At 59.8% G+C, this 26,517-nt stretch carries 18 protein-coding genes; 15 read left to right on the forward strand and 3 right to left on the reverse strand.

Annotated elements, in window-relative coordinates:
- Positions 1-31: 31 nt before the first annotated feature.
- Positions 32-1,840, reverse strand: coding sequence for an ABC transporter ATP-binding protein/permease (locus FGF54_RS19565; RefSeq protein ID WP_142780835.1), 1,809 nt, complete (start codon positions 1,838-1,840; stop codon positions 32-34).
- A 292-nt stretch (positions 1,841-2,132) separates the two neighbouring features.
- On the opposite strand from FGF54_RS19565, the gene FGF54_RS19575 reads away from it, so the two are divergent.
- The 7 genes from FGF54_RS19575 to FGF54_RS19605 all read left to right on the forward strand — a co-directional run bounded on the left by FGF54_RS19575 (position 2,133) and on the right by FGF54_RS19605 (position 13,856).
- Positions 2,133-5,459 carry a DUF2126 domain-containing protein gene (locus FGF54_RS19575; protein ID WP_142780836.1) on the forward strand — a complete coding sequence of 1,109 codons (3,327 nt, stop codon included), beginning with the start codon at positions 2,133-2,135 and terminating at the stop codon, positions 5,457-5,459.
- Position 5,460: 1 nt separating this feature from the next.
- Positions 5,461-7,866, forward strand: coding sequence for a circularly permuted type 2 ATP-grasp protein (locus FGF54_RS19580; RefSeq protein WP_078052125.1), 2,406 nt, complete (start codon positions 5,461-5,463; stop codon positions 7,864-7,866).
- A 4-nt stretch (positions 7,867-7,870) separates the two neighbouring features.
- Entirely contained in the window at positions 7,871-8,749 is an 879-nt protein-coding gene (locus FGF54_RS19585; protein WP_059757870.1) for a transglutaminase family protein, read from the forward strand.
- A 167-nt stretch (positions 8,750-8,916) separates the two neighbouring features.
- Positions 8,917-10,155: a TadE/TadG family type IV pilus assembly protein gene (locus FGF54_RS19590; protein ID WP_142781581.1), complete on the forward strand. Its 1,239-nt coding sequence runs from the start codon at positions 8,917-8,919 to the stop codon at positions 10,153-10,155.
- Between the two features lie 110 nt (positions 10,156-10,265).
- Entirely contained in the window at positions 10,266-11,888 is a 1,623-nt protein-coding gene (locus FGF54_RS19595; RefSeq protein ID WP_065656597.1) for an ABC-F family ATP-binding cassette domain-containing protein, read from the forward strand.
- Positions 11,889-11,948: 60 nt separating this feature from the next.
- Positions 11,949-12,959 carry a 2-hydroxyacid dehydrogenase gene (locus FGF54_RS19600; RefSeq protein ID WP_142780837.1) on the forward strand — a complete coding sequence of 337 codons (1,011 nt, stop codon included), beginning with the start codon at positions 11,949-11,951 and terminating at the stop codon, positions 12,957-12,959.
- A gap of 144 nt (positions 12,960-13,103) precedes the next feature.
- A complete protein-coding gene (locus FGF54_RS19605; protein WP_020808597.1) occupies positions 13,104-13,856 on the forward strand; it encodes a FadR/GntR family transcriptional regulator in 753 nt (250 codons plus the stop codon).
- Positions 13,857-13,912: 56 nt separating this feature from the next.
- Here FGF54_RS19605 and FGF54_RS19610 read toward each other — a convergent pair whose 3' ends face one another.
- On the reverse strand, positions 13,913-14,710 hold the full coding sequence (locus tag FGF54_RS19610; RefSeq protein WP_003519643.1) for a hypothetical protein: 798 nt from the start codon (positions 14,708-14,710) through the stop codon (positions 13,913-13,915).
- A gap of 10 nt (positions 14,711-14,720) precedes the next feature.
- Complete coding sequence (locus FGF54_RS19615; protein WP_142780838.1) at positions 14,721-16,508, reverse strand: heparinase II/III family protein; 1,788 nt, start codon at positions 16,506-16,508, stop codon at positions 14,721-14,723.
- Between the two features lie 247 nt (positions 16,509-16,755).
- Here FGF54_RS19615 and FGF54_RS19620 point away from each other — a divergent pair, with 247 nt between their 5' ends.
- From FGF54_RS19620 to FGF54_RS19655, 8 genes are all read left to right on the forward strand, one after another.
- Complete coding sequence (locus FGF54_RS19620; protein WP_236766955.1) at positions 16,756-17,685, forward strand: carbohydrate ABC transporter permease; 930 nt, start codon at positions 16,756-16,758, stop codon at positions 17,683-17,685.
- A 3-nt stretch (positions 17,686-17,688) separates the two neighbouring features.
- Complete coding sequence (locus FGF54_RS19625; RefSeq protein ID WP_003519646.1) at positions 17,689-18,525, forward strand: carbohydrate ABC transporter permease; 837 nt, start codon at positions 17,689-17,691, stop codon at positions 18,523-18,525.
- A 4-nt stretch (positions 18,526-18,529) separates the two neighbouring features.
- The gene (locus FGF54_RS19630; protein ID WP_142780839.1) at positions 18,530-19,702 is read left to right on the forward strand and encodes a glycoside hydrolase family 88 protein; all 1,173 of its coding nucleotides are present in this window, start codon (positions 18,530-18,532) and stop codon (positions 19,700-19,702) included.
- Positions 19,703-19,715: 13 nt separating this feature from the next.
- On the forward strand, positions 19,716-20,825 hold the full coding sequence (locus FGF54_RS19635) for an ABC transporter ATP-binding protein (RefSeq protein ID WP_142780840.1): 1,110 nt from the start codon (positions 19,716-19,718) through the stop codon (positions 20,823-20,825).
- A gap of 19 nt (positions 20,826-20,844) precedes the next feature.
- Positions 20,845-21,549, forward strand: coding sequence for a DUF624 domain-containing protein (locus FGF54_RS19640; RefSeq protein ID WP_142780841.1), 705 nt, complete (start codon positions 20,845-20,847; stop codon positions 21,547-21,549).
- A gap of 48 nt (positions 21,550-21,597) precedes the next feature.
- Positions 21,598-22,878: an ABC transporter substrate-binding protein gene (locus FGF54_RS19645; protein WP_003519651.1), complete on the forward strand. Its 1,281-nt coding sequence runs from the start codon at positions 21,598-21,600 to the stop codon at positions 22,876-22,878.
- Between the two features lie 70 nt (positions 22,879-22,948).
- A complete protein-coding gene (locus FGF54_RS19650) occupies positions 22,949-24,814 on the forward strand; it encodes a DUF2264 domain-containing protein (protein WP_142780842.1) in 1,866 nt (621 codons plus the stop codon).
- A gap of 5 nt (positions 24,815-24,819) precedes the next feature.
- A complete protein-coding gene (locus tag FGF54_RS19655) occupies positions 24,820-26,487 on the forward strand; it encodes an acyltransferase (RefSeq protein WP_142780843.1) in 1,668 nt (555 codons plus the stop codon).
- The last annotated feature ends 30 nt before the right edge of the window (positions 26,488-26,517 follow it).

Below are 26,517 nucleotides of genomic sequence, written 5' to 3' on the forward strand. Positions count from 1 at the left end.
TCCGCTCCGAACAGCCGAATGGCCCGATGACCTATTCCGGAGCGCTCCCGGCCCTGGAGATATTTTCCTTCTGCGTGGTATGGTCGAGATGCGCCACAGCCGGAGCGAGAACCGAAAGGAATGTTTCCGACCGGCCGATATAGATGATCGCCGCACCTTCGATCCCGTTCAGAACGTCCGCCAGCGTATCCTGCGTCTGTTTTTCCAGCCCTTCGAGCAAATCGTCGATAACGACGAATTTCGGCTTCAGCAGCAGGGCATTGGCCACCCGGATGCTGGCCTGCTCATCCGAATCCAGTTTTTTGTCCCAGCGAATGTTTTCCTCGAGACGGGATGCCATCTCGCCGAGCCCGCAGGCAGTGAGCGCCGAGACATAATCCGTGTCGGCAAAACGCTGGGGCGCGCGCGGATAGGCGAGGATTTCACGCAGCGATCCCGCCGGCAGATAGCCGTGCTGAGCGATGAAAAGCGTGTCCGACTGCTCGGGCATCTGTATTCTGCCCTGCCCCCATGGCCACAGGCCCGCCATGGCCGCAAACAGCAGCCTTCGGTTCACGCCCTGCTCGCCATTGATCATCAGCCGTTCGCCCGGCCCGATCTCGACTTCGCTCTCGCGCAGCTGGAAGCCGCGATCCAGATCCTGCCCACCCGCATCGCGGCAGATCACTACCGACTGGAGGCGGATTTTTTCATTCTCCGCGCTGCGTTGCAGATCGATCGCCAGGCCGTGCTGTTCGACGCTGTCCATCTGGATAAGCGCGTTACGGAACACCGAAACGCGCTGCAACGTCGCTTTCCAGCTGGCGATCGGCCCGAAATTGTCGATGTACCAGCGCAGCGCCGTGTTGACCTGGTTGAACGCACCGACGGCCATCATCAGCCCGCCGAAGGTGAGGTTGCCGGAGAAATAAACCGGAGCCGCGATCAGGATCGGCGCCACCACCGCCAGCCAGCCATATCCTGCCGAAACCCACGTCAGATGCGTCAGCGCCATGGCGAGCCCGCGAATGACGCCGAGCACCGCATCAATATCGATGCCTATCCGCCGCCTTTCGTTCTTTTCGCCGCGTGCAAGGGCAATGGCGGCAAGATTTTCACTGGCCCGCATCAGTGAGAAGCGAAGTTCCGCCTCTTTGGAATAACGCTCAGCATTCAGCCCCACCAGCCGATAACCGACGAGATTGCTGAGCAGGGAAGCCGAACCGGCGTAAAGGATCGCCGCCCAGACCATATAACCGGGGATCGCATAGGTATCGCCGCCGATGGTGATGGCAAAGCCGGCCGAGAGCGACCAGAGGACGCCGATAAAGCTGACGAGCAGGATCGTCGCATTGACGAGACCGATGGAAAGCGCCGTGCTGCTTTCAGCAAGGTTGCGGACATCGTCATGCAGGCGCTGGTCGGGGTTGATCGCAATGGTGCCGAAACCGGCAAGACGGGCGGCACGCCCCGGTTTCAGCCATTGATCCACCATATCCTTGGCAAGGCCCTCGCGCATGTTCAGCGCCGTCATCTGGTTCAGCCAGGTCTGGATGACGTTGAGGAGAAGCAACAGCCCCGCGATGATGGCGAAGACCTCCAGCTGGTGAATGAAGGCGGCAAGATCGCGCCGCTCCAGCGCGTTGTAAAACGGCGCGTTCCATTCATTGAGCCTTATCTGCCCATAGGCGGTGAGCAATATCACCGTGAGCAGCGCTATCGACAGCAAGATCAGCCGGGTGCGCACTGGCGAGGTCCAGAAGGCACGCCCCATCATGCGCAGCTGCGCCGGGAAATCGAGATCGAAACCCGAAAGATTAGCCGCGCTTTTGCGCTGATCGTCGGTCACCGTTGTTGCCATTCATTCCATTCCGAAACGTCAGTCGGCAAAGAAAGCGGGTCGCGATTCTGCGCCTCTCGTTGCCAAGCAATAACACGCCGTTCGACCTTGTCCACAATCCCGGCGAAATCTCAGCGGCGATGATTGAAAAGCCCGGACAATTCTTACCGCGGGCAAATATCGCGGCCTCGACCAACAATGCGGTTGCCCCCGGAAATGATCCTTGCTTTCTTTTCCTGCATTGCACAAAATCCGAATAATTTCAGAGGGGCGGACAAACCGCATAAGCCGGAAAACCGGGCAAGGCAGATTAATGGCGATCAAAGCGAGCATCTATCATCTGACGCATTATAAATACGACAATCCGGTTCGCCTTGGACCACAGATCATAAGATTAAAGCCCGCCTCGCACTCCAGAACCCGCGTCATCAGCCATTCGCTCAAGGTTTCGCCCTCTAATCACTTCGTGAACCTTCAGCAGGATCCCTACGGCAATTACCTCGCCCGCTTCGTTTTTCCCGAGCCGGCGACGGAATTTAAGATCGAGGTCGATCTTGTCGCCGATATGACGGTTTACAATCCGTTCGATTTCTTTGTGGAGGAAGAGGCGACAAAGTGGCCCTTCGACTATCCGCAGGAATTGCGCGACGACCTTTCCATCTACATGAAGCCGGAGCCGACAGGCCCGCTGCTCGCCGCCTTCATGGCCACCGTCGACCGCACGCCGGGGCAGCAGACGGTGGACATGGTCGTTGGCCTCAATGCCCGCCTGCAACAGGAGATCGGTTACGTCATCCGCATGGAACCGGGCGTCCAGACGCCGGAGGAAACGCTCGCTTCCGGCAAGGGGTCCTGCCGCGATACCAGCTGGCTGCTGGTGCAGGTTCTACGGCATCTTGGCCTCGCTGCCCGTTTCGTATCGGGATATCTCATTCAGCTCACCCCCGATCTCAAGGCGCTGGATGGCCCATCCGGCACCGAAGTGGACTTCACCGATCTGCACGCCTGGGCCGAAGTCTATATGCCCGGCGCCGGCTGGATCGGCCTCGACCCCACCTCGGGACTTCTGACGGGCGAGAGCCATATTCCGCTGGCGGCAACGCCGCATTACCGCAATGCGGCGCCGATTTCCGGCGGTTATTACGGCCATGCCAATACGGAATTCGCCTTCGATATGCAGGTCCGGCGGGTTGCCGAAACGCCGCGCATCACCAAACCCTTTTCGGATGAAAGCTGGGAGGAACTCAATGCGCTCGGCCAGGAGGTCGATGACGTTCTGAACAGCCATGACGTCCGGTTGACCATGGGCGGCGAACCGACCTTCGTTTCCATCGACGATTTCGAATCCGACGAATGGAACACCGGCGCGGTCGGGCCGACAAAGCGTGAAAAGGCCGATGCCCTGATCCGCCGCCTGCGTGAGCGTTTCGCACCGGGCGGCTTTCTGCATTACGGGCAGGGGAAATGGTATCCAGGCGAAAGCCTGCCGCGCTGGACCTTCTCGCTCTATTGGCGCAAGGACGGCCTGCCGATCTGGCAGAACCCGGCGCTGATCGCCGAGGAGGGCGCAAATACGGGCGTCAAGGCGGAAGATGCGCAGAAACTGCTGGGCGGCATAGCCGCCCATCTTGGCATCGAGCCTGAGCTGGTGCTGCCGGCCTATGAGGATCCGGCCGAATGGATCATCAAGGAAGGCAGCCTTCCCGACAATGTCGACCCGTCCAATTCCAAGCTGAAAGACCCGGAGGAGCGAAACCGCATGGCCCGCGTCTTCGAGCGGGGACTGACGACACCGACCGGCTATATTCTTCCCGTTCAGGCGTGGAATGCGCGCGCCGCCGGCAAGCGCTGGATCAGCGAAAAATGGAAGACGCGGCGCGGAAAAATATTCCTCGTTCCGGGTGACAGCCCGGTGGGTTACCGTCTGCCGCTTGGCACCCTGCCCTATGTGCCGCCATCCGCCTATCCCTATATTCATGAGGCCGATCCTTCGATCCCCCGTGGTCCGCTTCCCGATGTCCTGACGCCATCGGGCCGCGCCATGCCCGAAGCCTCCTTCCATGCCAGCGAGGCCCCGGGGCAGGAGCGCATCGAACAGACGCTCGGCGAAATCGGCGGCGCGGTGCGCACCGCCATGTCGGTGGAACCGCGTGACGGAAGGCTCTGCGTCTTCATGCCGCCGGTCGAGCGCATCGAGGACTATCTCGAACTGATTGCAGCAGCGGAAGCGGCAGCCGCCGATCTTGGTTTGCCCGTCCATATCGAGGGTTATGCGCCGCCGCATGACGAGCGCGTCAATGTCATCCGCGTCGCACCCGATCCCGGCGTCATCGAGGTCAACATCCACCCCGCCGCGGGCTGGAAGGATTGCGTCGACATCACCACGGCTGTTTATGAGGAAGCGCGTCAGTCGCGTCTCGGCGCCGACAAGTTCATGATCGATGGCCGCCACACCGGCACCGGCGGCGGCAACCATGTGGTCGTGGGCGGCGCCAACCCCAATGACAGCCCCTTCCTGCGCCGGCCCGATCTTCTCAAAAGCCTCGTTCTGCACTGGCAGCGGCATCCCTCGCTCTCCTACCTTTTCTCAGGTCTCTTCATCGGCCCGACGAGCCAGGCGCCGCGTATCGACGAAGCCCGCCACGACAGTCTCTACGAGCTGGAGATCGCGCTTGCGCAGGTGCCTGCCCCCGGAGAAGGCGTGCCGCCGCTGCCATGGCTGGTCGACCGGCTGTTCCGCAATCTTCTGACGGATGTGACGGGCAATACCCACCGCGCCGAAATCTGCATCGACAAGCTGTTTTCGCCTGACGGGCCGACCGGCCGCCTTGGGCTGGTGGAATTCCGTGGTTTCGAAATGCCGCCCAACGCGCGCATGTCGCTCGCCCAGCAATTGCTGGTGCGCGCCCTCATCGCCCGCTTCTGGAAAAATCCGGCCGCCGGCAAATTCGTGCGCTGGGGTACAGCGCTCGCCGACCGCTTCATGCTGCCGCATTATATCTGGGCGGATTTCCTCGACGTGCTTGCCGACCTCAGGGAAAATGGTTTCGACCTCAAGCCGGAATGGTTCACTGCCCAGCAGGAATTCCGTTTCCCCTTCTTCGGGGAAGTGGAATATGAGGGCGCGAAGCTGGAACTGCGCCAGGCGCTGGAGCCCTGGCATGTGATGGGCGAACAGGGCGCCATCGGCGGAACCGTGCGTTATGTCGACAGCTCCGTCGAGCGCCTGCAGGTGCGGCTGGAAACCTCCAATTCCGCCCGTTACGCGGTGGCCTGCAACGGCCGCGCCGTGCCGCTGACCCCGACGGAAAACCGCAGCGTCGCGGTCGCCGGCGTTCGCTTCAAGGCATGGCAGCCCGCTTCCGGCCTGCATCCCGTTCTGCCCGTCAATTCACCCTTGACCTTTGACATTTATGATACATGGTCGAGGCGATCGATCGGCGGATGCATCTACCATGTTGCTCATCCGGGCGGGCGCAATTACGAGACGTTTCCCGTCAACGGCAATGAGGCCGAGGCACGCCGCCTCGCCCGTTTCGAACCATGGGGGCATACGGCAGGGCAATATCCGCTACAAGCGGAAACCGTGTCGCCAGAATTTCCGCTGACGCTCGATCTGCGTCGGCCTTACGGAGTGTAAATTGTCCAAAGCCCCGGCAACGGAACGCAAGACGGAAACGAGCGCGCAACCGCGTGGGCTTGAATATTCCCCCTTGCCGGGCGTTGCCGACGAAATGCTCGATACCAACGGCAAGGTCAGGCCGGTCTGGAAGACCCTGCTCGACGCCCTGTCGCGCATGTCGGAACGGGAATTGCACGAGCGCTTTGCCCGCACCGACCGCTATCTGCGGGATGCCGGCGTGTTCTACCGCGATTACGGCAAGGGCAGCAGCGAAAGAAACTGGCCGATCTCCCATATTCCGGTGCTGATCGACGACAGGGAATGGGCGGTTCTCTCCGAAGGGCTGAAACAGCGCGCCAATCTTCTGGAAGCCATGGTGGCCGATTTTTACGGCGAAAACCGGCTGGTCAAAGAAGGTTTCGTACCCCCGGCCCTGATCGCCTCCAATCCGGAATATCTGCGGCCCATGGTCGGCGTGAAACCGGCAAGCGGCCATTATCTGCATTTCTGTTCCTTCGAGATCGGGCGCGGACCTGACGGCAACTGGTGGGTGCTGGCCGACAGGACACAGGCGCCTTCCGGTGCGGGTTTCGCGCTCGAAAACCGGGTGGCCACCACCCGTGCACTTTCCGATATCTATGCCGAAACCCATGTGCATCGTCTGGCCTCGTTTTTCGGCGCTTTCCGCGACACGTTGCAGGCGCAAAGAAAGCACCCCGACGACCGGATCGCCGTGTTGACGCCCGGCCCCGCCAACGAAACCTATTTCGAACACGCCTATATCGCCCGTTATCTCGGCTTCATGCTGCTGGAAGGCGAAGACCTCACCGTCGTCAACGGCCGCGTCATGGTCAGAACCGTAGCGGGACTGAAACCGGTCGGCGTTCTCTGGCGGCGTCTCGACGCCTCCTACTCGGATCCGCTGGAACTGAACCAGCAATCCCATATCGGCACGCCGGGCATGGTGCAGGCGCTGCGCAATGAAGCGCTCACCGTCGTCAATGCGCTCGGCAGCGGCATTCTCGAGACGCGGGCGCTGCTCGCCTTCATGCCGCGCATCTGCCGCCACATTCTGGGCGAGGAGCTGAAACTGCCATCGATTGCCACCTGGTGGTGCGGGCAGGAATCGGAACGTCGCCATGTCGCCGGCAATATCGAAGGCATGGTCATCGGCCCGGCTTACTCAAGGCTTCCCTTCTTCGACGATAACGGTCAGTCCGTGCTCGGCTCGTCGCTGCGCGAAACGGCGAAGGAATCGATCAGCGACTGGCTCGCCTCCGACGGCCACAGGCTGGTGGGACAGGAAGTGGTGACGCTTTCGACAACCCCGGCCTATATCGACAACAAGCTCGTGCCGCGCCCGATGAGCCTTCGCGTTTTTGCCGCGCGCACCCAGGATGGCTGGCAGATCATGCCCGGCGGCTTTGCCCGTATCGGCAGCAGCAACGATGTCTCCGCCATCGCAATGCAATCGGGCGGAAGCGCTGCGGATGTATGGATCGTCAGCGACAAGCCGGTGGAACGCACCACGCTACTGCCGGCGGAAGAAAGCTTTACCCGCAATATGCCGGGCAGCCTGCCGAGCCGCGCAGCCGACAATCTCTTCTGGCTCGGCCGTTATATCGAGCGTTCGGAAGGCGCCCTGCGCATCCTGCGCGCCTGGCACGGGCGTTATGCCGAATCCGCTGATCCGCGCCAGCCTCTGCTCGCGCATGTGACACGCTATCTCGAAGCGCTCGATGTGGAGATGAACGATGCCGTGCCGGAAAGCCTGCTGAACAACATCAACAGCGCGCTTTATTCCGCCAGCAATATCCGCGACCGCTTTTCGCCTGACGGGTGGCTGGCGCTGAACGACCTTGCCAAGACCGCCCGCCGTTTCCACGCGAAAGTGGCCCCCGGCGACGACGCCACCCATGCCATGACGATCCTGCTGCGCAAACTTGCGGGCTTTGCCGGTCTCGTGCACGAAAACATGTATCGCTTCACCGGCTGGCGTTTCCTGTCGATCGGTCGTTACCTGGAGCGCGGCCTGCATATGACACGTCTTCTCGGCCATATGACCGGCCCGGATGCGCCTGACGGTTCCTATGACATGCTGCTCGAAATAGGCGACAGCGTCATGACCCATCGCCGGCGCTACAACGTCAATACGGCCGGCCTGACCGTGACCGATCTTCTGGCGCTCGACCCGCTCAATCCCCGCTCGATCCTGTTCCAGCTGAACGAGATCCGCACCGAGGTGGAACAGCTTCCGAACGCCTTCGTGAACGGCCAGATGTCGCCCTTCTACCGCGAGGCGATGCGTCTGCATTCCGGGCTTGCGGTCATGACGCCGGAAAACATGAACGGCGCGATCTATCGCCAGCTCGAAACCGACATGGAACATCTCTCCGATGTTCTGGCCCGGACCTATCTCGGATAATCCTATGCTTTACGATCTTTCCCTGCATATGGGTTACACCTACGACACGCTGGCCCACGGCGCGCGCCACATCATCCGTGTCCTGCCGCTCTCCATCCCAGGCCGGCAGCGGCTTGTCGCCGGCTCCATCGATGTTTCGCCGGTGCCGGAAGAACGTGCCACCTTCGAGGACTTCTTTCATCAATCGGCAACGTCAGTGCATCTGCGCGCGCCGCATGAAAAGCTGGATATCCGCATGCAGGCCCGCGTGATGGTGGAGGCGCCGGCGCTGACGGCGGATTTTTCGCCCGAGCTTTCCCGCCTGCCGCAGGACCTGGCCGATGTCTGGTCGCTCGATTTCCAGTCGCCGCACCACTTCATCGGTGCGAGCCCGAGGATCGGAATGGATGCGGCGATATCCGCCTATGCCCGGGAATTGCTGAAACCGGGAATGACCATTCGCGAAATCGCGCTCTCTCTGTGCAAACGCATCCACAAGGACTTTACCTATGACGGCGAGGCGACGACCGTCGATACGACGCCATCGGAAGCTTTCAAGCTGAAGCGCGGCGTGTGCCAGGATTTTTCGCACATCATGATCATGGCGCTGCGCAGCCTCGGCATTCCCGCCGGTTATGTCAGCGGTTTCCTGCGCACCATTCCGCCACCGGGCAAGGAACGGCTTGAAGGCGCCGATGCAATGCATGCCTGGGTTCGCGTCTGGTGCGGAGAAGCCGCCGGTTATCTGGAACTCGATCCCACCAATGATATCGTCGCCGGAAGCGACCATATCGTCGTCGGTTACGGCCGGGACTATTCCGATGTCGCCCCCGTGATCGGTGTCTTGAAGAGCTATGGCAACCAGCAGATAAAACAGGCCGTCGACGTCATCCCCGTCCAATAATGACACGATGTGTATTATTGCGGCCATCGCGCCAACAATTCTTGAAAATACTTCGAAAACTGCTCCAATTTGATCGCTGCGTAAAATTGAACCGATCACGTTAGCGGATTTTACATCGTTTGCGGCTTCTCTGTGCTCAGTCGAATATTCTAATCCGTGAGCCCGTCATGACCGCCTCTGCACATCAAAAACCGAAGCGCCGTTTTCTTGCCGATACCAGCGGCAATTTCGGCATGATGACGGCCATTCTGCTGCCGGTGTTGCTGGGTTTTGCCGGCGCCGGCATGGAGTTGGCAAATGTGATGCAGGTGAAAGCGGATATGCAGAATACCGCGGATTCTGCAGCCCTTGCGGCGGCCACCGAAGCCCGTTTGAAAATGGGGGACCTGACGGACGAGCAGATCAAGGAAATCGCCAAGAACTTCATCGCGGCCCAGATGGAAAAGAACCTGACCGAGGAAGAGAAAAAGGAACTGGAGCAGAATTCTCCAACCAATATTACAACAAGCGAAAATGCCCGCGGCAAGACCTACACCGTCGAGACCACGATCAACCACCGAGTGCAGCTCAATCCGCTGCTCGGGTTCATTGGCGCAAAAACACTCGACCTTTCGGTAACCGGCACCGCAAAGAGCACCGTCAACAAGGGCGCACCGATCTCCATGTATCTGGCGCTTGATCGTTCCGGTTCGATGTCATTCAAGACGGATACCATCAATACCGCGAAAAAATCGTGCCCGAACTACACTTCCAGCAATTGGGGCAAGAGCGAAGCGCAGGTCACGTCCAGTCCCTGCTATGTCAACAAGGCCACCTCGCTCAAAACGGCCGTCGGGTTCCTCGTCGCAACATTGAACAAAGCTGATCCGACCTATACCGCGAGCGGCGGTTCCGAGCTCGTTCGCACAGGTGCCTCGGTCTATACACATGAGACCTATCCGGCTCAGCCCATCAGCTGGGGTACGAGCAGCGTTGTCAGCTACGTGGACAAGCAAATCCCGGAATTCCCTACCGGCGGCACCGATGCCCGCAGCAGCCTGACCGCCGCCTATAACGCCCTAAAAAAAGCCAACACCGATGAAGCGAAAGCACATAAAGCGCAGGGGAACGAATCCTTCGAGCGCTATATTGTTCTCATGACCGACGGTGAAATGACGGGCAACAGCGCCTCGTGGAACTCCAGCATCGACCAGTCCGTGCGCACCACCTGCGAGACCGCCAAGAAAGACGGGATCAAGATTTTCAGCGTCGCCTTCATGGCGCCGGACAAGGGCAAGTCGCTGTTGCAATATTGCGCATCGAGCCTCGACAATTATTACGCGCCGGAAAACATGGAGCAGATCGTCACAGCCTTTGGCGAAATCGCCCGCAAGGCTGCCGGCAGCATAGCCACGCTCACCAACTGATCTGTTTCCGGAGCGTCTTGTCGGCTGCATGGCTGACAAGACGTGTGCGGCAGGTGACAGCGGCGACGGCCCGTGGCATAGGAGGGCCGCTCCCATTCACAGGCCCTGTCATGATCCGCATCGAAAACATCAGCAAGTCGAACAGTCACCGTATTCTCTATATCGAGGCCTCCGCCGCGCTCAATCGCGGCGAGAAGATCGGCCTTGTCGGTCCGAACGGTGCCGGCAAGACGACACTGTTCCGGATGATCACCGGCGAAGAACAGCCCGACGAGGGCCAGGTCGTCGTCGAAAAGGGCATGACGGTCGGTTATTTCGATCAGGATGTCGGTGAAATGTCCGGCCGCTCGGCCGTCGCGGAAGTCATGGAAGGCGCAGGCCCCGTCAGCGAAGTGGCGGCCGAACTTCGGGAACTGGAAGCCGCCATGTCCGATCCCGACCGGATGGACGAGATGGACGCCATCATCGAACGTTACGGCGAAGTGCAGGCGCGTTATGAGGAACTGGACGGCTACGCGCTGGAAGGCCGTGCGCGCGAAGTGCTGGACGGGTTGAGCTTCAGCCAGGAGATGATGGACGGCGATGTTTCCAAGCTTTCCGGCGGCTGGAAGATGCGCGTGGCGCTTGCGCGTATCCTGTTGATGCGCCCGGACGTGATGCTCCTCGACGAACCGTCGAACCATCTCGATCTCGAAAGCCTGATCTGGCTCGAGGATTTCCTGAAAAACTACGACGGCGCTTTGCTGATGACGTCGCATGACCGCGAATTCATGAACCGCATCGTCACCAAGATCATCGAAATCGATGCCGGCAATCTCACCACCTATTCCGGTGACTACGGCTTTTACGAACAGCAGCGCGCACAGAACGAAAAGCAGCAGCAGGCGCAGTTCGAACGCCAGCAGGCCATGCTCGCCAAGGAAATCAAGTTCATCGAACGTTTCAAGGCCCGCGCTTCGCACGCCTCGCAGGTGCAGAGCCGCGTGAAGAAACTCGAGAAGATCGACCGCGTCGAGCCGCCAAAACGGCGTCAGACGGTGGCTTTCGAATTCGCGCCGGCGCCCCGGTCGGGCGAGGATGTCGTGGCGCTGAAGAAGGTAAACAAGGCCTATGGCAGCCGCACGATCTATGGCGAGCTCGATTTCATGGTGCGGCGCAAGGAACGCTGGTGCATCATGGGCGTCAACGGCGCTGGAAAATCGACGCTGCTGAAGCTGGTGACCGGCACGACGGAACCGGATTCCGGCAATGTCACGCTCGGCGCCAGCGTCAAGCTCGGCTATTTCGCCCAGCACGCCATGGATGTTCTGGATGGCGACAGCACCATTCTCGAATGGCTGGAGGAGCGTTTTCCGAAGGCGGGGCAGGCGCCGTTGCGCGCCCTTGCCGGCTGTTTCGGCTTTTCCGGCGACGACGTGGAAAAACGCTGCCGTGTTCTTTCCGGCGGCGAAAAGGCCCGTCTCGTCATGGCCGCCATGCTGTTCGATCCGCCGAACTTCCTCGTGCTGGACGAGCCGACCAACCATCTCGATCTCGACACCAAGGAAATGCTGATCAAGGCCCTGTCGGATTATGAGGGCACGATGCTGTTCGTTTCGCACGACCGCCATTTCCTCGCCGCGCTTTCCAACCGGGTGCTGGAACTGACGCCCGATGGCATCCACCAATATGGCGGCGGCTATACCGAATATGTGGAAAGCACGGGACAGGAAGCACCGGGCCTTCGTAGCTAAGCCACCTGCCGGACGCGTCGCACTGTAACGGCAGCTTTTGTTTGGAGACTGGAGAAACAGATGCGGATCGTGGTCTACAGCGCCAAACCCTATGACAGGCAGTTCCTTGACGCTGCCGCCCATGCTGGCATGCGGATGCGATATTGCGAAGCACGCCTGTCTCTCGAGACAGTGGCGCTGGCGGAGGGAGCGGCGGCCATCTGCGCCTTTGTAAATGACGACCTGTCGCGGCCAGTGCTTGAAAAGCTTGCGAAAATGGGTGTTCGGCTCATCGCCCTGCGCTGCGCCGGTTTCAATCAGGTCGATCTAGCCACGGCCGAAAAGCTCGGCCTGACCGTTGCGCGCGTGCCGGCCTATTCACCCTATGCGGTCGCCGAACACACCATGGCGCTCATCCTGTCGCTCAACCGCAAGATCCATCGCGCCTATAACCGTGTCCGCGAAGGAAACTTCGCCGTCGATGGCCTGCTTGGCTTCGACCTTCACGGCAAGACGGTCGGCATTATCGGCACGGGCAAGATCGGGGCGATTTTCGCGCGCATTGCGGCCGGCTTCGGCTGCCGTCTCGTTGGCCATGACGTACGGCCAAATCCGGATTGCGAAGCACTGGGCATGGTCTACGTCACGCGCGAGGAACTGTTTCGGACATCGGACATTCTGGCGCTGATGTGCCCGCTTACACCGGAGACCCGTCACCTCATTCGCCGGGAGACGCTGCCGCTTTTGAAAAAGGGCGTGATGCTCGTCAATACCAGCCGCGGCGCCATCATCGACACGCAGGCGGCGATTGCGGGTCTGAAAGACGGCACAATCGGCAGTCTCGGCATCGATGTTTATGAAGAAGAGGCCGATCTCTTTTTCGAGGATCTTTCCAACGACGTGCTGCGCGACGATGTTTTCGCTCGGCTGCTGACCTTTCCCAATGTTCTGGTCACCGGCCATCAGGGTTTCTTCACGCAGGAGGCCCTCAGGAACATCGCGGACACCACGATCGGCAATATCGAAAGCTTTTTCAGGACCGGCAGGGCGCTACATGCCGTTTCCACGGAGCAGTTTGCCGGCCCGGCCTAGTGACTCCGGTCAGAAGCCGGAGATTTTTAATACCATTCTGCGCGTCCTCTGCACGAAGGCGGGTAAAATTGGTATGATCATTGAGTTTTACTGAAATTCATCATACATATTTGACAGGCTTCACGCCTGCCTCGATTTTAATGCATGGTGACCGACGTGCCTGAACAGCAAAAACAGCGCAGCAAATCCTCCGGTTCTCTGGTCAGCAGAGTTAGCCTCAGCCTGAGAAATGCGATTGCCTCCGGGCAATATGGACCCGGCGACCGCCTGCCCAGCGAAATCGAGATGACGGAAACCCATGGCGTCAGCCGCACCGTGGTGCGCGAGGCGGTGACGGCGCTACGCTGCGACGGGCTGGTGGAGGTACGTCAGGGGGCGGGCATTTTCGTGCTGAAGCGTGAAAAAGACGCGTCACCCACACCCGGTATCGACCGCGCCCGGCTCTCTTCCGATCTGGAGGTGCTGGAAATCAGGACGCCGCTCGAAATCGAAGCGGCAGGGCTCGCCGCCCTCCGCCGTTCGCCTTCGCAGGAGGAAGCGATTTTCGACTGTCACGCCCGGCTTCTGCAATGTATCGAAGAGAACCGCTCCATTCGCGAGGCGGATCTGGCGCTGCATCTCGCCATTGCGGCCGCCACCAACAATCCACTCTTCACACAGTTCCTCGAGCTGCACGGTCAGGCCGTGATTCCACAATCGCGCGTGGTTTCCGAAACCGGCGAGAACGACCAGACAGCTTACCGGCGATTGATCCACAAGGAACATGAAGCCATCGTCATCGCCATATCGGACCGGAACGAACAGGCCGCGAAGCTGGCGATGCAGGCGCATCTGCGCGGCAGCCAGCACCGCTACCGCGACATGATGCGCGACCTGCGCGGCATCGCGCACAGCTAAAGGACTTCCAGCAAAACCGGGTCGTAGCTCTGTGCTCCGAAAGGGGCGATCTGGAACTACGGCGCTTCCCGCAGATCCGCTCCCCAGACCTCGATCTGCGTCAGCGCGGGAAAAGGCGAAGGATCGTCGGCTTTTTTTAGATCATGCAGACGGATCCATTCCACCTGGCGCGGTGCGACCGGGAAACTCTGGGCAGCTCCGGTTTTTTGCAGGGAAAAGCTTGCGCTTTCGCCGTCGGAAAAAGTGACGCTCGCTTTTTCCCACCAGGCATCATGGGGAAAGTCCGCCCGCAGGTAAAAAGTCAGCTGGTCGATGAGGACCGCGCGGCCGAATACAAGCGTCAGCGAAGCTTCGGGATCGCGGTTGATGCCCCAGCTTGTATAGGGCCAGAAGCCGTGGCCCGCGCTCGCCTTTTCACCATCGATGACATTGCGGGCTGCGAAGGCCGCCTCCCCGCGCGTTTCCGTGCTCGCATAAACGTGCGGAAACAGCGAGGTGTTCTCATGATCGTCAAACGGGTTGAGGGCCAGATTCCTGCGAACTCCGATTTCACCGGCAAGTGTGCGGCGCGCAGCGATCCGGTGAAGGTTACCGCTGAAAGCCTGCGGCGGATAGGATTTGCGTTTCGCCGCGGAAGGAATGGGCAGGATGAATTCGTTTCCGTGCAGGAAAACCAGCGTCGGCGGCATGCCGGCGTCGAGCGCAAGCCAGATATGACCGGGCTGCGAAACCTCGACGACAAGCCTGTCGCCCTCGCAATATTCTGCGCGATAGACGAGCAAAGCTTCGTCCTCCGCTCCGGCTTTCGCCAAAACATCACCCACCGCATTGACGACCTTGAGTGTAAGTTTCATCGGCACTTCCTTAACTGATCGTCAGGCACAGACGCTGGGCTGCGATGGGGATGAGAATGCGATAGATCACCGGCGGCCAGGACTGGCGAAGGCGGGCATCGTTGATTGTTATGGCTTCGATGGCGGGTTCTCCTGCCCCTTCGCAGGCTATGTCTCCCAGCCCCGCAAAGATCAGGCCGCCCCGCGTGACGACGGGCTTCTCGGCGACCATCAGCGACAGAACCGCCTCCTGCCCGCCCTGATAGTCGTCAAGGACTTCCACATGGCTGCCACGCAGCAGTCGGACGCGGCGGCGATAGTGCTCAACACGCGCCACGGCGGGATAGGCCCCGGCTATATCGAAAGAGACTTCCGCCTGAGCTTCAGAGAATTCGGTCACAAGATCTCTCGCCGCAAACTCTGCCCCGGCTGCCTGCATGACGCCGCCGAAAGTCGGCAGATTGTGGAAAGCCGATTGCATCGTCCAGATGTCGTAGCGTTGCGGCGAGAAGGTTTTTGCGGTGTAAGTTTCCACCCCGACATCGATGATGAACGGCCGGCCGTTCTTATAAAGCGTGAAACTGCCGACATCGTTGTGGTTGTGGCTCTCGCCATTATTGCCCGCCTTCACGGCAAGATCGAAGACCCCATCGCGGGCAATCGCAAGACCGATACCGGGATAGGCGATATCGGTCTTTGCCGGTTCCGCTAGAATAAGCGCGGAAAATTCCGGGACGGCAAGCACCGCCTGGACCCGATACCAGAGGTTCCACTCCTTGCACATCAGCCGGTCCGGTGAGCGGTTCCAGCAGGCGGCAGCGAAAGCCTGCAGCGGCGGCGAAGAAACGGCCTTGCTGAAAAGATATTCCCGCACGCCGGATGTCTCGACCTTCGCCGGCGCATCGGCGAAGTTGAAGAACCGGTCTTCCGCCACGTGCATGTTGAGAATGAATTCGGCCATGCTGCGCAGCTTCGGCGCATGAAAGAGCGGCACCATGGAGCCGGGCGCTGAGGCTTCGAGAATGCTCATCGCCCCGAACAGGCAAAGTGCCGCATGGCCATAATAAAGAACGCCCTCTTCGCAGGCGCCGTCTTCCGCATAATCCTTCTGAAACACATCGAGACTCTTGAGCGCCTTTTCCACGACCGAACGCCTCGTCGACTGGTCGGTGGGCAATAGCAGGGTCGAGAGAAGGATGTTCTGGGTGATCCAGGCCGTCCAGTTGTTCATCCGCTCGTGGCCATTCCCCATCCACCAGAAATGCCGGGCGAGATAAGGCCTCGTAATGCGCCGGTCGATCTCGGCGCGGATGCGGGAAACGAGGTTTGCATTTGCCCTTTCCAGCTCCCGTGCCAGCAAATGCAGGCACAAAGCGAGATTGGCGCCCGTTTCGGCGGCGAACAGGTCGATCACCGGGTTCTGTGGATCGGGCAGAGGATCTCGTGGGCCGCCGCGAATATGGGAATTATGGGCGGGCAATTGCCAGCCGCTCTCCTCGCATATCAGCAAAAGACCATCGATGATGGCATCGAGAAAGCGGCCCTGCCCCTCGGCGCATTCCCCAAGAACCAGCGCGTTCAGCTTCAGTCGTCGGGAAAAATAAAGCGCCTCGAAACGATCGCGATTGCCGGTGCGGCTATATTCCTGGTAGTCGCCCGCCAGAATTGTGGGCCAAGGCTCGTCAAGCGTCTGTTCCGCCGCCTCGATGAGACTACGGGAAACCGCGCCCGGTGCTGAAGACCGTATTTTCTGCGCCGTCAGTTCCGCGCCGAAATCGGCGAACCGTTCGGGCAGAAGCCGCATCATTTCGACAAACACGCCCTCAAACCTCCCGCGCGTTCCGCAATCCGATATGGGCCTCCTATCATACGTATTTTTGAAAAACCAGAAAATTTGTCTGACTTTATGCAAAGTTGTTTGACCAATATCGATATTGTGTTATCCAGAGCGCGGGAGGCGGCAGGGCGAAGACCCGGACCGCAATGGAAAATGCAGGCAGCCGGCACCGATGAAACAGTGAAACGGCGGCAATGGGAGATATGCTGTGGCAATCGCAACCGCGACCATGTCCGACAAGCAGGCGACTCCGTATCGCAGGAAAAAACTCCGCATCGTCTCCAAACGGCGGCGCAGAATAGAAAATGCGCTCGTCGCCTATTCCTTCATTGCGCCCAATTTTCTCGGCTTTGCGATTTTCACGCTCGGACCGATCCTCTTTGCCTTTGCGCTGGCCTTCATGCATTGGGACGGCTCCAATGCCATGCGTTTTGCCGGTCTCGATAATTTCTGGCGGCTTTTCGAGGATAGGGCCTTCATCGCGGCGTTCTGGAACACGGTCATCTACACCGTCGCGTCGGTGCCGGCCACGCTCGCCTGCGCACTCGGGCTTGCGATCCTGCTCAACCAGAAAATCCTCGGCCGCAACTTCTTCCGCACGGCCATGTTCTTTCCCTATGTCGCATCGCTGGTCGCCGTGGCCGTCGTCTGGAACATGATTTTCAATCCGGAGATGGGTCCGGTCAACATGCTGCTCTATACGCTCGGCCTCGATCCCGCCGACATGCCGGGATGGGCGGCGGACCGGCACTGGGCCATGGTCACGGTCATTCTCTTCGGCGTGTGGAAGAGCATGGGTTATTACATGGTCATCTATCTCGCCGGGCTGCAGGGCATCAATTCGGAGCTTTATGAAGCCGCGGGGCTGGATGGCGCCAATGCCTGGCAGAAATTCATCCACGTCACCCTGCCGCAGCTTGCGCCGACGACCTTTTTCGTCACCGTCATGCTGACGATCCAGTCCTTCAAGGTTTTCGATCAGGTCTATATGATCACGCAGGGCGGTCCCGGCACTTCGACGCTGGTTCTCGTCTATCACATCTACAATGAGGCCTTCATCTCCTGGGATCTCGGCTATTCCAGCATGATCGCGCTCGTCCTTTTCTTCCTCGTCCTGATGGTCACCATCGTTCAGTTCAAACGGCAGCGGGAGGATTGATCCATGCGCATCATGGGCCGCAAAATCCCCGCCGCCACGATCGGCATCTATCTGACGGTCATCGTCGTCACCATCGTCATGCTGTTGCCCTTCGCATGGATGCTGTCGGCATCGCTGAAACTCAGCCGCGATGTCTTCGCGTTTCCTATCGAATGGATCCCCTCGCAGCCGCGCTGGGAAAACTACGTGGAAATCTGGACTAAAATCCCGCTGGCGCTATTCATCTACAACACGTCGAAGCTGACGATCATCGTCACACTGCTGCAATTGCTGACCTCAAGCTTTGCGGCCTATGCCTTCGCCAAGCTGCATTTTCCCTACAAGAACACGCTGTTTCTCGGCTATATCGCCACCATCGCCATGCCCTGGCAGGTCTATATGGTGCCGCAGTTTCTGTTGATGCGCGAATTCGGGCTCAACAATACCCATCTCGCCCTGATTTTCCTGCAGGCCTTCACCGCCTTCGGCGTTTTCCTGATGCGACAGTTCTACATGTCGATCCCGAACGAGCTCTGCGAGGCGGCGCGCATCGACGGCATGAACGAATACCAGATCTGGGCGAAGATCATGCTGCCGCTTTCCAAACCGGCGCTCTCCACCTTGACGATCTTCACCTTCGTCACGACCTGGAACGACTTCATGGGTCCGATGATCTATCTCACCAAGACCGAGCTGAAGACCATCCAGATCGGCCTGCGCATGTTCATTTCGCAATATTCGGCTGAATACGGATTGATCATGGCCGCCTCGGTCGTGGCGCTTGTCCCGGTTCTCGTTGTTTTCCTGGCGTTGCAGCGCTTCTTCGTCGAAGGCGTCGCCTCCACCGGCCTCAAGGGTTGATTTCATGCTCGATTTGACCACGTCCCTCCCAACCGCGATCACAGACGCCGAAATCGATGCTGCGCTGGCTGTGGCCGTCGCGCAGGTCAGGCGCAACCTGCCGCAATTTACCTATGCGGCGCAGAACCATTCGAGCGTGAAGAACTTTTACCCGGCAGTCGCCAACGACCAATGGACCGCCGGTTTCTGGCCCGGCCAGATATGGCTCGCCTTCGAGCACACCGGCGACAGGACCTTCCAACACGCGGCGCAAATTCAGGTGCAGAGTTTCCTGCACCGTATCGAAAACCGCATCGAGACCGATCATCACGATATGGGCTTTCTCTACTCGCCCTCCTGCATCGCCGCATGGAAACTGGTGGGCGATGAGGATGGAAGACGCGCGGCGCTGATGGCGGCGGACCAGTTGATGGAGCGGTTCCAGCCAGTCGGGCAATTCATCCAGGCCTGGGGCCGCAGGGATAATCCCAACGAATATCGCTATATCATCGACTGCCTTTTGAACCTGCCGCTGCTTTATTGGGCAAGCCGCGAAACGGGCCGGGAAGACTACCGCACCGTGGCGCTTGCCCATGCCCGCACCACGCTTGCCCACTCCGTCCGGCCTGACGATTCCACCTATCATACATTTTACATGGACCCGCAGACCGGCGCGCCGGTGCGCGGCGTCACAAAACAGGGTTACAGCGATGAGAGCTACTGGGCCCGCGGACAGGCCTGGGGCATTGCCGGCATGGCCATTTCCTATCGATATGAGCGCCTGCCCGCCTATCGCGACACCTTCGAGCGACTTCTCGCCTTCTATCTCAAACGCCTGCCCGACGATCTCGTACCCTATTGGGATCTGATTTTTGCGGATGGCGATGGCGAACCGCGCGACAGCTCGGCGGCGGCCATCGTCGCCTGCGGCCTCCTGGAAATGGCGGAGCTGGAGACGCCGGAAAAGGCGTCGGAATATCGCGATCTGGCAAGGCGCATGGTGAAAAGCCTCGCCGATATCTATTCGGTTCGCGATCCCGCGATCTCCAACGGGCAGCTTCTGCACGGCACCTATTCCAAGAAGACGCCCCATAATACCTGCCGGGGCGAAGGCGTCGACGAGTGCGTCTCCTGGGGCGATTATTATTATCTGGAAGCGCTGATCCGGCTTTCGCGCAACTGGTCTTCCTATTGGTGAGCGCGAGGAGCAGATGGCTAGCATTTCCCTGAAAAAACTCAACAAGACCTTCGGCGCGCTCAAGGTCGTTCACGATATCGATCTGGATATTGCCGACAAGGAATTCATCATTCTGGTCGGCCCTTCCGGATGCGGAAAATCCACGACGCTCAGGATGATCGCCGGGCTGGAGGAAATCTCCGGCGGCGAATTGCGCATCGGCGAGGACGTGATGAACGATGTGCCCTCCAAGGATCGCGACATCGCCATGGTGTTCCAGAACTATGCGCTTTATCCGCACATGACGGTTTACAAGAACATGGCCTTCGGTCTGGAACTCAGAAAGGCGCCGCGCGATCTCATCGACACCAAGGTCAAGGATGCGGCGAAAATTCTCGACATCACCCATCTCTTGAACCGCAAGCCGAAAGCGCTCTCCGGCGGCCAGCGCCAGCGTGTCGCGCTCGGCCGGGCCATGGTGCGCAACCCGGAAGTCTTCCTGCTCGATGAGCCGCTTTCCAATCTCGACGCCAAGCTGCGCGGCACGATGCGTTCGGAAATCTCCAAGTTGCACAAGCGGCTGGACGCCACCTTCATTTATGTCACCCACGATCAGGTGGAAGCCATGACCATGGCGGACCGCATCGTGGTGATGAAGGACGGCCATATCCAGCAGGTGGATACGCCGCAGAATCTTTACGACCGGCCGATCAACATGTTCGTTGCGGGTTTCATCGGCGCGCCGCAGATGAACATGCTGCCAGTCACGCTGCGCCGCGACGGCGACCGCTTCACCGCCCTGTTCGATGGCAATCCGTTGCCTCTGCCGGCAGGCATCGATACCGCACGCCTGCTCCCCCATGAAGGAAAGGACATCGTTCTCGGCATCAGGCCGGAAAATTTCCACGAATTCGCCCCGGCGGATATCGATGCCGCGAATGTCGCACCCTTCCGGGCGACGGTGGAACTGGCGGAGCCGATGGGATCGGAGGTGCATCTCAACCTCGTCTCCGGCGGTAGAAACCTTGTTGCGCGCGTCTCACCGCGTTTCAGGGCGAAGATCGGCGATCCCATCGAACTGGTGGCCGATCTGACGAATGCGCAGCTTTTCGATCCCGCAACCGAGCGATCGATCCTTTATTGAGGCGACGGGGAGAAACGCGATGCAATGGCTGGAAGGGTTATGGACAAAGGAAGGGGCCGGGATCGACAAGAACGCCCCGCCGCTGACCGGCCTTGCCCTTTTCCTCGATATCATCAAGCGCGAATGGTGGGAGATGGTGAAGCTCAACCTCCTCTTCATCATCGCCAGCCTGCCGGTGGTGACGATGCCGGCGGCGATGCTGGCCATGGCCCGTGTCTCTGTTTCCTTCGCAAATGACGAGAATACCTATCTGCTGCGCGACTTTCTCGAGGCCTTGCGGAAATTCGCCCTGCGCGGCACCGCGCTTGTGGTTTTAAGCGCTCTGCTGGTGAGCGCCGGTGTTTACGCGGCTGTCAGCTATGCCGGGGCCGCCCGGCTTCAGCTCGTCTATAGCCTGCCTTTTGCGATCAGCCTTGCAGTAACAATATTCCTCATCCTCCTCAGCGCCTATGCCAGCGTTGTTCTGGCCAAGCGGGACCTGCCGCTTTCGGACACCCTGCGGCAGGCGGCGTTTCTGGCGCTCACCAGGCCATTGCCGATGCTTGCGGCGCTCGGCTTCATCGCAGCGCTCTGGATTGCGCATATCCTCTTTTATCCGGTGTCGGTGTTCATGCCGGTCACCATCAATTTTTCGCTCGGCATGTTCGCCCTCTGTTTCGCAGCGAGAAACGCTACTGCGAAAACACGCGCGCGGATGCCCGAACCGGCAGGGAGCGGCGCCTAAAACAGACCGAAATCAAAACGACATCAGTCAGGGAAGGAGAAACGGGCTATGGAGTTTAAGACAACCAGACGTGCATTCGCTCTCGCAACCGCCGGTCTCGGCATTGCCATGGGCATGGGAGGAACGGCGTTCGCTGCGGGCGATGCGCCCGTCACGCTGAAATGGGCGCTGTGGGATCTGGACAAGGGCGCATATTTCAAGCCCTTGATGGAGGCCTACAAGCAGAAGCATCCGAATGTGACGTTCGAGGTGGTCGACCTCGGCTCGCAGGATTATACGCAAATGATATCCACGCAGCTCACCGGCGGCTCCAAGGATATCGATGTCGTCACCATCAAGGATGTGCCCGGCTACGCCAATCTGGTACGCGCCGGCAACATCACCGATCTCAGCGGCTTCATCAAGGACCAGAAGATCGAAACGGCACCCTATGGCGGCCTGATTGAGGAGCTGACCATCGACGGCAAGATTTACGCCCTGCCGTTCCGCTCGGATTTCTGGGTGGTCTATTACAACAAGGATATTTTCGACAAGGCCGGCGTGCCTTACCCCACCAACGACATGAGCTGGGCGCAGTTCGATGAGATCGCCGGCAAGCTGAAGGGCGGCATGGGCGCCAACCGCACCTATGGCGCGCTGCTGCACACCTGGCGTTCGACGGTGCAGCTGCCCGGTATTCAGGACGGCAAGCATACGCTGGTGGACGGCAATTATGAATTCCTGAAACCCTGGTATGAGCGTGCGCTTGCCCTGCAGAAGAGCGGCGCGATACCGTCCTATGCCTCGCTGAAAACCTCGAACACCCATTATTCCGCTCTGTTCTTCAACGGAACGATCGGCATGCTGCCCATGGGAACATGGTTTGTCGGCACCCAGATCGCCAAGGTGAAATCCGGCGAGTCGAAAAGCGTCAATTGGGGCATCGTGAAATTCCCCCATCCGGATGGTGTGGCGGCAGGCGCGACGGCCGCGCAGATCGCCGGATTGTCGGTCAATGCCAATTCCGGCCACAAGGAAGCCGCGCTGGACTTCATCCACTTCGTTACCGGACCTGAGGGGGCGGCGATCATCGCCTCCACCGGCACTTTCCCTGCACTCAGAACCGATGATGTGGCCGAGAAGATCGCGGCGCTGCCGGGCTTCCCGCAGGACCAGAACAGCAAGGACGCGCTGCAGGCGGGCAAAGCCTATCTGGAAATGGCGGTCAACCCGAATGCGGCCAAGATCGAAGTCGTTCTGAACCGCGTGCATGACGCGCTGATGACCGACAATATCTCCATCGATGACGGCATCAAGGACATGAATGACGGCGTCAAGGCCATCAAATAATTGCCACAGGGCCGCGGGCGGGAAGCTTGCGGCCCTTTCCTTTGATCATAAATTCCGGACATTTGCACCCGTGCCTCACGAGACCGCCACAGCCAATCCGCTCTTTCACAATCCGCTTCTCGGCAGGGACGATCTCGCAAAGGCGGTGATCGATCTCTTCAACCCGCTGCTTGCCTGTTTTTCACCGGGCGGCGCGCGTGTCCAGCTCGGAGCAACGGGGGCGATTTTCGATTTTCCTGCGGCGGAACTGGAAGGTTTTGCCCGGCCATTATGGGGCATCGTTCCACTTGCCGCCGGCGGTTATGACTTTCCCCACTGGGATCTCTACAGACGTGGACTGGCCAATGGCGCCAACCCCGCCCACCCCGAATATTGGGGCGATACGGCTGATCGGCACCAGCGGCTGGTCGAACTGGCGGCGATAGGATTTGCGCTCGCCATGGTTCCCGAACTTATCTGGGAGCCGCTTGCCGAAACGGACAGGCAGGCTGTCGCCGCCTATCTTCTCGCCGCCCGCGAGCGGGAATTCGTAGACAATAACTGGAAATTCTTCCGCGTTCTGATCGATCTTGGGCTGGAGCGGGTCGGCGTGGAATTCGACCGGACCAAGACCCAAACCTATCTCGATGAACTCGAGGCTTTCGATATCGGCAACGGCTGGTATCGCGACGGGCCGGTGCGCCGGGTCGACCATTATATTCCCTTCGCCATGCATTTTTACGGCCTGATCTATACGGTGCTGGCAAAAGGTGACGACACGCGAAAGACACGCTTGCTCGAACGCTCCCGCATTTTCGCGCGTGACATACGCCACTGGTTCGGGCCTGACGGGGCGTCGCTCGCCTTCGGGCGCAGCCAGACCTACCGTTTTGCGGCTGGCGGTTTCTGGGGCGCTCTTTCCTTTTCCGGTCTGGAAGCGCTGCCGTGGCCGGAGATCAAGGGCTATTACATGCGCCATATCCGCTGGTGGTCGAAGCGGCCTATCGCGGACCGCGACGGCGTCCTGTCGGTCGGATACGCCTATCCAAACCTTCTGATGAGCGAGAGCTACAATTCTCCCTGCTCTCCCTACTGGGCGCTCAAATTTTTCCTGCCGCTGGCGCTGCCCGCCGATCACCCGTTCTGGGCCGCTGAAGAAGCCGAACCGCAGGAATTTGCCGAACCGGTTCCCTTGGCGGAGCCTGGCATGGTGGCCTTTCATACGCCGGGCAATATCGTGGTCCTGTCCTCCGGGCAGCAGCACGACAGGATGCGCGGCGCGCAGGAAAAATATTCGAAATTCGTCTATTCCACCCGTTATGCCTTCAATATCGAGGCGGATGACCGGCATTTCGCCGCCGCGAGTTTCGATGGCATGCTCGGCCTTTCCGACGACGGCGTGCACTTCCGTACCCGCGAGACGATGGAAGAGGCGTTGATCGCCGAGGATTGCCTCTATTCCCGCTGGCGGCCATGGGCGGATGTCGAGATCGAGACCTGGCTCGTGCCGCAAAACCCGTGGCACATAAGGCTGCACCGCATCCGCACACCGCGCCCGCTGCAAACATCAGAAGGCGGATTTGCCATAGAACGCGCCGATTTCAACAGCGACCGCACCGAGGCAGTAGAAGGTCGCGCCGTCTGTTACGGGCAGACTGACACCAGCCTCATCGTCGATCTTTCGGCTGGCATTCAGCGCGAAGGCGTGTGCCATCAGGCAATCGCCAATACCAACCTCATTCACGCCAGAACCCTTGTTCCGCAATTGCGCGGCGCCATCGCCTCCGGCGAAACGCTGCTGGTGACGGCGGCCATGGCACTGCCGGCCGGCAAAGAGGCAGAGGCCGCATTGGCTGCCCTCCCCGAAAGTCCCGATCTCCCGAGGCTGGAAGAGATGTTCAAACGGGAGGGGCGGCGCGTTCCCGCCTATGCTCTCGATGAAAACCGCGCAGGCTGACGGAGATGACCGACGAAGTATCGAGCTTTTCCCAAAGGTCGGATAGGCTGAACATCCTGACCTGGGAGCGGAGAGGGGAGGATATCGACAGCCCCGACCATCAGGCGCGGCTGCGTGGCCTCGAGCGCTCTGGAAACGCCGTTTTCGGGCAGGGCGTCTACATCGCCGCCAGGGCCGAGGTGCATACGGATAGACTCCTTATGGGTGCGCAGTCCTGGATCGCCGGTTACGCAATCGTGCGCGGCGATATCGAACTCGGCGAAAATGTCTCGATCAACCCCTATGCCTGTCTTTCCGGAAAGGTGACAATCGGCAATGGCGTGCGCATCGCCTCACATGTCAGCATCGTCGGCTTCAACCATGGCTTCGACGACATTGAAACTCCGATCTATCGCCAACCGCTGACCTCGCTCGGGATAGAGATCGGTGACGACGTCTGGATCGGCGCCAATGCGGTTGTGCTGGATGGCGTGAAGATTGGGCGCGGCGCAATTATTGCCGCAGGCGCGGTGGTGGCGAAGGACATTCCCGCCATGGCCATTGCCGGCGGCGTTCCCGCCCGGGTTCTGCGATATCGCGGAGAAAAAGCGTCCGCGCCGACGCTGATGGAACCCGATGGCCTGCTGCAAGAACTCGGCAAGGAGATTGCCGACGACTGGCTTGCCGCCATCCGCTCCTATGGCGAGGATGGCATCTATCGTTCCGCCGATGCATCCGGACGTGAGGTCGTAAGCGTCAGGCATCTATGCGATGCCATCGAGATCGCAGCAGCCTTCGGACAGGAAAAGATCGCTTTCGATGCCGTAAAAACCGTGGCCACTCTTCAGGCCCTGCAGGATCGGGAAACGGGGCTGTTTCTTAACCGTCACCACCGCCCCTCGACGCCTCCCGAGAAGGACCCTGCCGTCCTCTATACTATTCTGGCTGTCGGATATGCGCTTGAATGTTTCGGTGCTGCGCCGAAACAGCCAATCGCTTTCGTGGAGTGTCTGCGCGCCGAAGAACTCATCCTCCTGCTGGAAGAATTGCCGTGGCAAAGCCGGGCATGGCATTGCGGCGCCACCATAGACGCCATCGCCACCGCGCTTTATTTCAACAGGCGCTATTTCACATCCGGCGACAACCTCACCATTCTCTTCGGCTGGCTGGCGATGAATGTGGATAAAACCACCGGGCTTTGGGGTGAGCCGACTGCCGCGCAGGGCCTGCTGCAACCGGTCAACGGTTTTTACCGGCTTACCCGCGGCTCTTACGCACAGTTCGGCCTGCCCCTTCCCCATCCGGAAGCAGCAATAGACTCCGTTATCGCCAACTATCGTGCCTATGGCGGTTTCCATGGCGAGGATTTTAATGCCTGCAACCTGCTCGATACGATCCATCCGCTTCTTCTGTGCCTGAAACAGACGGATCACCGGCAAGACGAGGCGAAGGAAATCGCCCGCGAAATCCTGCGCCGAAATGAGGGGCGCTGGCAAAGAAACAGGGGATTTGCCTTCGCGGATGGGCATCCGGCCGGGCTACAGGGCACGGAAATGTGGATGTCGGTTCTCTGGCTTTCAGCGAAGCTTCTCGGTGCGGAACATCTCCTGCCGTTCCGACCTCGCGGCATCCATCGCTTCGAGCCTGCGGAAATCGTCCGTGGCCTGATTGCCCGCTCTAAATCTCCGGTATAGGTTTCCGACACTCTTTTGAAAGCTTTCAAA

Origin of the sequence: Agrobacterium sp. T29, assembly GCF_006970545.1 — a bacterium.
Classification (GTDB): Bacteria; Pseudomonadota; Alphaproteobacteria; order Rhizobiales; family Rhizobiaceae; genus Agrobacterium; species Agrobacterium leguminum.